This window comes from Chitinophaga sp. (assembly GCF_036566945.1).
GTDB lineage: Bacteria > Bacteroidota > Bacteroidia > Chitinophagales > Chitinophagaceae > Chitinophaga.
The window spans coordinates 1-11025 of the sequence record NZ_DATCVJ010000258.1; the positions used below are offsets into that span (position 1 = coordinate 1).

Annotated in this window: 13 protein-coding genes; 10 read left to right on the forward strand and 3 right to left on the reverse strand. The window is 44.0% G+C overall.

Annotated features, from left to right (window positions below):
* The 3 genes from VIP81_RS07575 to VIP81_RS07585 form a co-directional block, all read left to right on the forward strand.
* Positions 1-1460, forward strand: a 1460-nt coding sequence (locus tag VIP81_RS07575) for a TonB-dependent receptor (protein ID WP_331958027.1), incomplete at its 5' end; no start/stop codon positions are given.
* Between the two features lie 11 nt (positions 1461-1471).
* Positions 1472-2122 carry a hypothetical protein gene (locus VIP81_RS07580; RefSeq protein WP_331958029.1) on the forward strand — a complete coding sequence of 217 codons (651 nt, stop codon included), beginning with the start codon at positions 1472-1474 and terminating at the stop codon, positions 2120-2122.
* A 104-nt stretch (positions 2123-2226) separates the two neighbouring features.
* The gene (locus VIP81_RS07585) at positions 2227-2529 is read left to right on the forward strand and encodes a transcriptional regulator (protein WP_331958031.1); all 303 of its coding nucleotides are present in this window, start codon (positions 2227-2229) and stop codon (positions 2527-2529) included.
* A 106-nt stretch (positions 2530-2635) separates the two neighbouring features.
* Here VIP81_RS07585 and pdxA read toward each other — a convergent pair whose 3' ends face one another.
* Complete coding sequence (gene pdxA / locus VIP81_RS07590) at positions 2636-3697, reverse strand: 4-hydroxythreonine-4-phosphate dehydrogenase PdxA (protein WP_331958033.1); 1062 nt, start codon at positions 3695-3697, stop codon at positions 2636-2638.
* 224 nt (positions 3698-3921) lie between these two features.
* Here pdxA and rsmA point away from each other — a divergent pair, with 224 nt between their 5' ends.
* The 4 genes from rsmA (at position 3922) to VIP81_RS07610 (ending at position 6741) form a co-directional block, all read left to right on the forward strand.
* A complete protein-coding gene (gene rsmA / locus VIP81_RS07595) occupies positions 3922-4677 on the forward strand; it encodes a 16S rRNA (adenine(1518)-N(6)/adenine(1519)-N(6))-dimethyltransferase RsmA (RefSeq protein WP_331958035.1) in 756 nt (251 codons plus the stop codon).
* Positions 4674-5603, forward strand: coding sequence for an NAD(P)-dependent oxidoreductase (locus tag VIP81_RS07600; protein WP_331958037.1), 930 nt, complete (start codon positions 4674-4676; stop codon positions 5601-5603). Before rsmA ends, VIP81_RS07600 begins: the two co-directional genes overlap by 4 nt.
* Positions 5604-5787: 184 nt before the next feature.
* Positions 5788-6261, forward strand: coding sequence for a transcription elongation factor GreA (greA, locus tag VIP81_RS07605; protein ID WP_331958039.1), 474 nt, complete (start codon positions 5788-5790; stop codon positions 6259-6261).
* A 90-nt stretch (positions 6262-6351) separates the two neighbouring features.
* A complete protein-coding gene (locus VIP81_RS07610) occupies positions 6352-6741 on the forward strand; it encodes an HIT family protein (protein WP_331958041.1) in 390 nt (129 codons plus the stop codon).
* 5 nt (positions 6742-6746) lie between these two features.
* Here the strand turns inward: VIP81_RS07610 and VIP81_RS07615 are convergent, their stop codons facing one another.
* Positions 6747-7445, reverse strand: a complete 699-nt coding sequence (locus VIP81_RS07615) for a response regulator transcription factor (protein ID WP_331958043.1) — start codon at positions 7443-7445, stop codon at positions 6747-6749.
* Between the two features lie 186 nt (positions 7446-7631).
* Positions 7632-8192, reverse strand: a complete 561-nt coding sequence (ruvC, locus tag VIP81_RS07620; RefSeq protein WP_331958045.1) for a crossover junction endodeoxyribonuclease RuvC — start codon at positions 8190-8192, stop codon at positions 7632-7634.
* A gap of 13 nt (positions 8193-8205) precedes the next feature.
* On the opposite strand from ruvC, the gene VIP81_RS07625 reads away from it, so the two are divergent.
* From VIP81_RS07625 to VIP81_RS07635, 3 genes are all read left to right on the forward strand, one after another.
* A complete protein-coding gene (locus VIP81_RS07625) occupies positions 8206-9213 on the forward strand; it encodes a lysylphosphatidylglycerol synthase domain-containing protein (protein WP_331958047.1) in 1008 nt (335 codons plus the stop codon).
* Between the two features lie 9 nt (positions 9214-9222).
* A complete protein-coding gene (locus tag VIP81_RS07630; protein ID WP_331958049.1) occupies positions 9223-10014 on the forward strand; it encodes a DUF3108 domain-containing protein in 792 nt (263 codons plus the stop codon).
* 124 nt (positions 10015-10138) lie between these two features.
* Positions 10139-10840 carry a response regulator transcription factor gene (locus tag VIP81_RS07635; protein WP_331958051.1) on the forward strand — a complete coding sequence of 234 codons (702 nt, stop codon included), beginning with the start codon at positions 10139-10141 and terminating at the stop codon, positions 10838-10840.
* The last annotated feature ends 185 nt before the right edge of the window (positions 10841-11025 follow it).

An 11025-nucleotide genomic window follows, 5' to 3' on the forward strand; every position in this document is an offset into this window, starting at 1 on the left:
CTTCCTCTGTAGGTGTGTCGGTGATTGGCGTAAATGCCGGCGTGGACAACCTGTCGAAAGATAAAAAAACATCTTACGGCGTAGAAGCAGATTACACCAACCTCGCTCCCTATTTCAATATTTTTAAGCCCAAACAAAGCCCTAATCTGGGGCCTGAAATCATCGGCACTTCCGTTAATTTCCGACATAAAACATCCAAAACCGGTATGCTTAAATTTTATGGCTACGGCAACTGGACCAAAATGGGATACAATAACAATAGCCTGGAATACCCGGGATATACCGAATCCTTTAAGCTACATAACAACAACGTCTATACGAATCTTACTTATCGCGAAAACCTGGGCCACGACTGGCATTTATATCTGGGCGCCTCTTTCAGTTCCAATACTGATAATATCAATGCAGATACACTACTGAAAAATCCAAGCCCTACGGTGATCAGGGTACAGTCGGACCTCAGTCAGTCGAAGGTGATGCTGTATAAAAACCTGGGCCGCTTTTCTGTGCTTCGTTTCGGTGGAGAATACCAGTATGCCATCGAAAAATCGGCCTTTAATGGAAGGAATGCTAATTATGTAGATAACTATACCGCTGCTTTTGTGGAAGGAGATGTTTACTTCACGCCCAGTTTTGTAGGGCGTGTAGGCGGTCGTGCTGAGTATTCTTCTATATTGGGTAAAATGGATCTGGCTCCCCGTATATCACTGGCGTATAAAATGAATAACTATAGCCAGTTTTCTATCGCCTACGGCGATTATTACCAGAAACCGGAGCCACAGTATCTTCGCTTTGATAACTCTCTCGGCTATATGAAAGCCACCCATTACATTGTGAGTTATCAACGGGTAGCCACTGACTACACTTTCCGTACAGAATTATTTTACAAAAAATACAGCGACCTGGTAAAAACCGTGCCCGGCTATAATAACAATGGTAGCGGCTATGCACAGGGAGTAGAAGTTTTCTGGCGTGACAGGAAGACCTTTAAAAATGTGGATTACTGGATCTCTTACTCTTATCTGGATACGAAGCGCGACTACCTGAATTATCCTTTACGTGTGCAGCCTGATTTTGCAGCTAACCATACGGCCAGCCTGGTATTCAAGCGTTTCTTTCCCAAGCTCAGTACCAATCTCGGGCTAACGTATACTTTTGCTACCGGTCGTCCTTATTACAATCCGAACCTGCCGGCTGAAAAATTTATGTCGGAAAAAACGATGACCTACAATGCGCTGGGTGTAAGTGCCAGTTACCTGACCACTATCCGGAAAGCCTTTACCATCTTTGTTTTATCGGTCAGCAATGCACCGGGTAATAAACAGGTATTTGGCTATCATTATTCTTCCGATGGATTGCGTCGTGATGAAATTACACCTAATGTGCCGAGATTCATTTACCTGGGGATGTTTATGAACTTCGGTATAGACAGAAGACAGAATGTTATTAATAACCTCTAACAACATACAATATGAAACGTACCTTTTTAGTTCTTTTATTTGCCGGTAGTCTTACTACCGCTGCCATGGCCCAAAACGCCCAGTACCAGGACGCTATGGCGAAACAAACTGCGGAACTGGATAGCAATGCCACTTTTACCCCGGAAGGCTTGCAACAGAAAAGCAACACCTTTGAACGCATTGCTGATGCGGAAAAAATCCAGTGGCTGCCCTATTACTATGCAGCCTATGCACAGGTGATGCAGGCATTTATGCTGAAAGACAAAAGCCAGATAGATCCGTTGGCAGAGAAAGCTGAAGCCAACCTCGATAAAGCTGAGGCATTGAGTCCAAAGAATTCTGAAATCGCCTGTATCCGTTCATTGGTAGCTACTGCCAGACTGACCGTAGACCCTATGAGCAGAGGGATGAAGTATGGCGCAGAAGCGGCTTCGCAGCTGGAACAAGCCAAAGGACTGAACCCTGAAAATCCACGTGTGTACATGCTGCAAGGTCAATCTTTGTTATTCACACCAGAGCAATTTGGTGGTAGTAAAACAAAAGCGAAGACTACATTTGAGCTGGCACTGGAAAAGTTTGCCGCCTTCAAGCCGGAAAGCAACATTGCACCGCATTGGGGAGAAGCATATACCCGCAAGCTGTTGGAAGCTGCACAGAAATAAATTGAAATTTTATTATTTAGATATTTAGTTATTTTGTTGCCATTGCGCGCAAATCATTGAAACCAAGCAGCTACCTATCTAAGCTGTCTCAGAAAATCATGCTCATGGACTTTAAAGATCTGGATCCGGTACTACATTCACAATTGCGGCTGGCGGTTATGTCGGTGTTGATTAGTGAAGAGGAAGCTGACTTTACGCTGCTGAAGGAAAAAACGAATGCGACAGCTGGCAATCTGAGTGTACAGATTAATAAATTACGTGATGCAGCCTATATTACGGTGGTGAAGCAGTTTAAAGAAAACTATCCGCAAACCATTTGTAAAATAACTCCTGCGGGCAAAAAAGCCTTTGAAAATTATGTGGCGGCTATTCAGTCTTATCTGAACACCGGTAAGCGGAAGGCATAAAGCATAAAGCAAAAAGCTATTGAGGATGATGACCAAAGCGGATATTTATTCTTCGCTTTGGTCATCATCCTCAATAGCTTTTTGCTTTATGCTTTTCGCTTTCAGCCTACTCGGATGCCAGTTCTGTTTTCTTCAGTGGGTTCCGGGTATTGTCTGCGTAACGTTCCCGTTGTTCCAGTATTTCCAGGCAGGTAAAGATGGCTTGTCTGAAAGAATCCGGATCGGCCAGGTTTTTACCGGCAATATCGAAGGCGGTGCCATGGTCCGGGGAAGTGCGTACCACACCCAGTCCGGCGGTATAGTTGATACCGTTGCCGCTGGCCAGTGATTTAAATGGAATGAGGCCCTGGTCATGATACATGGCCAGTACGCCGTCAAACTGTTTAAACATTTCGCGGGCAAAAAAGGCGTCAGCGCTATAAGGTCCGTAACAGAGTATGCCGTTGCCTTTGGCATGTCTGATGGCGGGTATGATCTGGTCTATTTCTTCGCGGCCAATTAAACCATCATCACCGGCATGAGGATTGAGTCCCAATACGGCAATGCGGGGTTGGTCAATACCGAAATCCTTTACCAGGCTATCTTTCATCAGCTGTAATTTACCCAGGATGTTATCCTTGGTGACATACTTTGCTACGTCCGCCAATGGCACATGTTCAGTGAGCAGGCCCACACGCATGTTATCGGCCGTCATAAACATCAGTACATCTTTGGCGTTGAAGGCATCGCGCAGGTAGGGCGTATGGCCGGTATAGTTAAAGTTGGCGCTTTGAATATTGTTTTTATGAATAGGAGCTGTTACCAATCCGTTGATATAGCCCTCCTGCATACATTTGATGGCTACTTCCAGCGCCCGGGCAGCGTATTTGCCACCGGTTTCATTCAGTACTCCCGGCGTGATCTGCACCTCTTCTTCCCAGCAATTATACACGTTTACCTGCTTATGATTCAGGCGGGTAAAGTCTTTGATGCTCTGGTAATTGAAGTTGTTTTCATTCATCAGCTTCCGGTAAAAGTTGATGGTTTTGTTGGATGCAAAAATCACCGGCGTGCAAAACTCCATCATACGTGCATCCATGAACGTTTTGATGATAATTTCTGCGCCAATGCTGTTGATATCGCCAATGGTGATACCTATTACCGGTTTGTTGATCTGGATGGTACTCATGCTGTTTGCCTCAATGAAGGGCAAATATAACCAATTAGCGGTTAGCTTTTAGCTATTAGCTGTTAGTAAATGCAGCGAACCAGTTTTTAGCCATTAGCTGTTAGCTTTTAGTAAAATGCAACGGATGACATATTATGTTAATCTTCGCTGCATTTTACTAACAGCTAAAAGCTAACAGCTAATGGCTAAAAGCTAACCGCTAAAAAGCTATCTTTGCTTCCTCAATGTATACACTAAAAAAATCTCTCGGCCAGCATTTCCTCATAGATGAAAACATCTCCAGGAAAATTGTGGAGTCGTTACCTGTAAACGAAGGCCAGCAAGTGCTGGAAGTGGGTCCCGGTGGGGGCGCCATTACAAAATACCTGTTGCAGCTGCCAGGCATCCAATTTAAGGCCATAGAGCTGGACAGGGAAAAGGTGCAGTTCCTGGAAAAGACTTACCCCGAAATTCAGGGTAAACTGATCAATGAAAGCATCCTGGATGCGGCACTGCCTTTTGATGGTCCTTTCCGTCTGATCGGCAATTTCCCCTATAACATCTCTACACAGATCATGTTTAAGCTGCTTGACTGGCGCACCCAGGTGGATGTGGTAGTAGGGATGTTTCAGAAGGAAGTGGCCCAGCGTATTGCGGCTGATCATGGCAACAAGGAATATGGTATTCTCAGTGTGTTATTACAGGCCTATTATAAGATCGAATATTTATTTGAAGTACATGAAAATAGCTTCAATCCGCCGCCTAAAGTGAAGTCTGCTGTGATCCGCCTTACCCGGCTGGAACAACCGGTAGATATTGCGTCTGAGCGCAAATTTTTTGTACTGGTCAAAACCGCTTTCGGACAACGGCGCAAGCAATTGCGTAATCCGCTGAAGACGATGTTTGACAAGGAACTGTTAGCACAGGATCCCATTTTTACAAAAAGAGCTGAAGAGTTGAGTGTGGCTGATTTTGCAGCATTATCCCATAAGATGATATGAGCAGGAAAGTATTAGTTACGGCAAAAACGCATCCGTATTTAGTTGAACAGCTGGAAAACAAAGGATTTGAAGTCATCTACCAGCCGTCTATTTCTTATGACGAAGTATACAGTGCCATTCATGATTGTGTGGGGCTGATTGTAACCACCCGTATCCGGGTAGATAAACATATCATTGACCACGCACCGGCGTTGCAATGGATAGGCCGCCTGGGTTCCGGTATGGAGCTGATTGATGTGCCTTATGCAGAGAGTAAGGGGATTCGTTGTGCCAGCAGTCCGGAAGGTAACCGGGATGCAGTAGGTGAGCAGGCTGTGGGCATGCTCCTTTGCCTGCTGAACAATGTGCTGAAGAGCAGCCTGGAGCTGAGGCAAGGTATCTGGGAGCGTGACGGCAACCGGGGATATGAGCTGAATGGCAAAACCGTGGGGATCATCGGCTATGGTAATACCGGTAGTACCTTTGCGCATAAGCTGCAGGGGTTTGACGTGAACATCCTGGCATATGATAAGTATAAGACGGGTTTTGGTACTCCTGCTGTGAAAGAGGCTACCATGGAGGAGATATTCCGGGACGCAGATGTGGTGAGTGTACACCTGCCGTTAACCGCGGAAACGAAGCACCTGGCCAATGCGGCCTTTTTTGCTTCTTTTGCCCGGCCGGTATGGTTCATGAATACCGCCAGGGGTAAACTGGTGAATACCCCCGACCTGATTGCTGCACTGGAAAGTGGTGTGCTGGCAGGCGCCTGTCTGGATGTATTGGAAAACGAAAAACTAGCATCATATAGCGAAGTAGAAAAGGAACAATTAGCGTGGTTGCTGAAGGCGTCTAATGTAGTAGTAACCCCTCATATTGCTGGGTACTCTCATCAGGCGAGCATTAAGATGGCGCGCATTGTATTAGAGAAATTAAACATTTTATAAACCTCTCAAGCAGGAACTGATTTTCGGGATAAATGATTGATTTTCAATTTATTTAATCCCGAAATAAGGACCTTTTTTCTTTATAGGAAATTCATTATATTTGCGATAATACCAGTAAACAACGCTTCTGTGCAAATGGAGGCGTTGATTTTTTTTTCTTATAACCAAAAAAACACAACAGGTTATGTCTGGCATAAATTACGTTACGAAAGAAACCCTGGATCTGATGATGAACGAACTGACCCAACTTAAAACCAAGGGTCGGGCAGAAATTGCACGCGCTATTTCAGAAGCAAGAGAAAAGGGGGACTTGAAGGAAAATGCCGAATATGATGCCGCCAAAGAAGCACAAGGTTTGCATGAAGCGAAGATTGCTACGCTGGAAAATGCGATTGCAATTTCACGTATAGTGAGTGCAGATGCGATTGATACCTCCAAAGTATCTATCCTGTGTAAGGTAACTATTACCAATGTAGCTAACAAAAAGACGGTTACTTACCAGATCGTTTCTGAAACAGAGGCTGATTTGAAGGCTGGCAAAATTTCTGTGACTTCTCCCATAGGCAAAGGCTTACTGGGAAAGCATGTAGGTGAAGTAGCTGAGGTGCAGGCACCTAACGGACAGGTGAAATTCAAGATTGATAATATAACTGCATAAGCGCTACTGGCACTTTTTCATGATATTTGTATGGGTTGCATTCATTTGCAACCCTTTTTTATTTTACATTGACACTAAGAAATTAATACTATGACCATTTTCACGAAAATTATCAAGGGTGAGATTCCGAGCTATAAAATAGCGGAGAACGAACATTTTTATGCTTTCCTGGATATTTTCCCGCTGGTAAAAGGACATACCCTGGTCATCTCCAAAGCGGAAACGGATAAGTTTTTTGATGTGTCGGACGACTTGCTGAAAGAGTGGCTGCTGTTTGCCAAACCGATTGCACAAGCTATCGAAAAAGTAATTCCCTGTAATCGTATAGGCGTGAGTGTGGTAGGGCTGGAAGTGCCGCATGCACACATGCACCTGATTCCGATTAACTCGGCAGATGATATGAATTTTTCCCGCAGTAAGCTGAAGCTGTCTGTAGAAGAGTTTAAAGAGATACAGGCGCAAATTATCGCCGCCTTATAGTTGTATTATTTGGCAGGGGGAATGTTAAACCGGAATCCCACACCATGCACGGTTTCCAATTTGATTTGCGGATCTGATTTGAAATGTTTCCGCAGTTTGGTAATAAATACGTCCATACTGCGTCCGAGGAAGTAGTCATCTTTTCCCCATACATTGGAAAGTATATCTTCTCTTTTGAGTGTTTTATTGGGATTGTTACAGAAGTATTTCAGCAGGTCCGCTTCTTTCTGCGTCACCGAAATGGATACATCTCCATTGGTGGTGTAGAGGCGAAGGTCTTCATAATCGAAGGTAAGCTGACCAATGGTAAAGAGACTTGACTTGTCTTTACTCCGGCCCATGCTTCGTTTCAGGAACACTTCAATACGCAGTATGAGTTCCTGCATACTGAAAGGTTTGCTGATATAGTCATCGGCTCCGGTTTGGAGTCCGGCTATTCTGTCTTCTTTTTCATTCTTAGAAGTGAGGAATAATATAGGAACGTGATCATTGAGCTCGCGGATTTGCTGAGCCAGTTGCAGGCCGTCTTTTTTGGGCATCATCACATCCAGTAAGCAAATATCGAATGAGCGTACCTGAAACTGCTCCCATGCCGCCTGGCCGTCTATACTGTGCACTACATCATAACCCGCTTCTTCCAATCGTTTTTTCGTAACCGCACCAATATTTTGATCATCTTCCACCAATAGGATTCTTGCTTTCATATCTGCCTGATGCTGATTAATATAAAAAAGCTTGTTATATAACTTGTGTATAACAAATGATGGTCACCTTTCATAGTCAAGCTGTTATCCCGGCGCAGGGCCGTTAGCTTTAAATGGGTTGTTGAATTTCAACCAAAGTAACTACAATTTACGGATTTATGAAATAACCTTTTCGGGGTTTAATTTTTACCTGGCGATCCTTTCGGGGTGCTGTTGCAGGAATTGCTCCCAGCCTTTTGCTTTGCTAATTCCGGCGAGCGGACTGCTTTCCTGGTAAAAGTGACACACCGCTACGGCAAGGGCATCTGTAGCATCAAGGTAATCAGGACGTTCGGAAAGACTGAGGATACGTTGCAGCATCAGCCAAACCTGTTCTTTGTCCGCATTACCATTGCCGGTAACGGACTGTTTTACTTTTTTGGGAGAATATTCTGTTACCGCCAACCCTCCCTGAATAGCAGCTGCAATGGCTACTCCCTGGGCACGTCCGAGCTTCAGCATACTTTGAACGTTCTTGCCAAAGAAGGGAGCTTCAATAGCAAAACTGGTAGGTTTATGCTCCTGAATAAGTTCCTGTACCCTGCAATGAATCTGCTGTAATCGGTCGTAGTGATCTTTGAATTTGGATAGTTTCAGGACATTCATCTCTATGAGACTGGCCTTTTTTCCTTCGATAAGTATAAGCCCATAGCCCATTACGAGGGTACCGGGGTCAATGCCGAGAATTATTTTTGACTTGTTTGCCAACCACAGTTTATTTTTGCCAAAATTTTACTATCTGAACAAAAGTACCAAAATAATTCTCAATTACTTATTAGGAGCGGGGCTTTTTACCTGGCTGGCATACTCCATCTATTCGCAATTGATTCACCGGGACAACCTGCAGTTGTCTGTCCGGCATATGTGGGGGACCCTGCAGGAGAAAGGCTGGGTGGGCATCTTCCTGGTAATGGTACTCATGCTTTTTAACTGGGGACTGGAAGCCCGCAAGTGGCAAAAACTCGTGGCCCCATTGGAGGAAGTTTCTTTTTTGAGAGCGTTCAGTGCTATTCTTTCCGGCGTATCGTTATCTATTAATACCCCAAATCGTGTAGGCGAGTACGGTGGACGCATCCTGTATCTCAAAAATCATAACAAGCTGAAAGCCATTGCTGCTACTATAGTAGGAAGTTTTAGCCAGCTGATTGTGACTATTATTTTTGGGTTAATTGGTTTCCTGTACTATATCAACAACTTCGCGCTGGCAAAGGAGAGTGCTTTCCTGAACCCCGCTTTATGGCAGAAAATAATCCTGATTGGGGGAGTTCTTATTTGCGGCCTGATTATATTGTTATATTTTCGGTTACAAATTATTCTGTCTGTATTTGAAAAGGTACCTTTCCTGCGTAAAGCAAAGGTGTTTGTTCAGATCATAGTCAAATATTCATCCGGCGAATTACGTTACCTGTTGCTGCTTTCAGCCCTGCGGTATATAGTCTTCTCGGCACAGTATTTGATTTTGTTGGACGCCCTTGGCATGGAGTTCATGTGGTGGCAGGCGTTCTTACTAAATAGTGTAATTTATCTGGTAATGGCAGGCGTTCCTACTATCGCCATTGCAGAACTGGGAGTACGTGGAAAAGTGAGCATCTTTTTCCTTGGTTTGTTAAGCTCCAATACCATGGCCATTATAGCAGCCACGGTGGGTATATGGCTGATCAACCTGGTACTGCCGGCCGTTTTAGGAAGTGTGTTGTTGTTAGGAGTAAAAATTTTTAAGGAAAAATAGCTTCCATCAATGAAGTATCTTCTACTGATCATCTTATGGCTCTCCTGTATTCAACGTGTTGAAGCGCAAACCGATTTCTGCTCTATCCGAAACAGCAGCTTTAATGCCGGTGAAAGTATTACCCTGAAAGTATTCTATAATCTTGGTAAAATGTATGTGGGCGCAGGAGAAGCTACTTTTAACGTGGGCATCGAACGCTTCGCCAACCGCGATGTATTCCATGTGGTAGGAGATGGCAAAACTTACCGGGCCTACGACTGGATCTTTAAAGTACGTGATAAGTACGAAAGCTATATCGATACCGCCACCCTGCAACCCCTGAAGTTTGTCCGTAACGTAAATGAAGGCGGCTACAAGATCTATAACAATGTTATCTTCAATCAGGCCGGTCATCAGGCCATCAGTACCAACGGCACCTTTACGGTACCTCCCTGTGTACAGGATGTGATCAGCGCCATCTATTACGCCCGTAACATCAATTTCGACAAATATGTGGCCGGAGATAAAATACCTTTTGCCATGTTCCTGGATGACCAGGTATACAACATCTACATCCGGTATATGGGCAAGGAAGAGATCAATACCAAGTTCGGTAAGTTCCGCGCCATCAAATTCAAACCACTCCTCATTAAAGGAACCATCTTTGAGGGTGGTGAAAAAATGACCGTATGGGTAAGTGATGATGCTAATAAGGTACCTTTGCGGATAGAAAGCCCCATATCGGTGGGCAACATTGTGGTAGATATGATCAATTACAGTCACCTCCGTTACCCCTTTACCTCGCTGCTAAGTAAGAAATAGGCCGTATTCCGGCGTTATCATAGTAATAGTTTTAACAATTCATTTGAGTGCTGGCGCCCAAATTTTACCGACCTTTCGTGCCGCAGAAAAACTTTATATTTGTTATAATCAATCCTTTATGATTATGGAAGAACGTAAACCGAAAATATTATTGGCTGAGGATGATACCAATCTGGGTATGGTACTTAAAAACTACCTAGAGCTGAATGACTATGATGTGGAATTGTGCCGCGATGGTATCCTGGCTCTGGCAGCCTTCCGCCGCGAAAAATTTGACATCTGTCTGCTGGACATTATGATGCCCAATATGGACGGATTTAAATTAGCAGAAGAAATCAGAGACGTAGATCCTGATATTCCGCTTTTCTTCCTCTCTGCAAAAACCATGAAGGAAGACATCATCCAGGGGTATAAACTGGGTGCAGATGATTATATCTCCAAACCTTTCGACAGCGAACTTCTGCTGCTGAAAATTAAAGCTATCCTGAAACGCAACCAGGAGCTGAACAGCAAGGAAGAAGAAGTACACGAGTTCATTATCGGCTCCTATGCTTTCAACTCCCGCCTGCGCACACTGGCACATAACAATGAAACACATACGCTCTCCCCTAAAGAGAACGAACTGCTGCACATGTTATGCGAACATAAAAATGACCTGCTGCCACGTGAACTGGCACTGAAAAAAATATGGGGTAGCGATACCTACTTCAATGGCCGTAGTATGGATGTATACATCGCCAAACTGCGTAAATACCTGAAGGATGATTCCAATATTGAAATCGTGAATATTCACGGTAATGGCTTCCGGTTGGTTGTAAAAGAGTAGTTTTTTTGTCTTTGTTCAGGATTATACTGATTTAGATGATTTTCCAGATTTTTACTTTTGGGATTTTAAATGATATGAAAAAATTAGCGAAGAAGGATGAGGATAACCACATCGATCTTCGCTAATCTTTTTTAATCCTATTAATCAAAAAGTAAAAATCTGGAAAATCATCTAAATCAGTATAA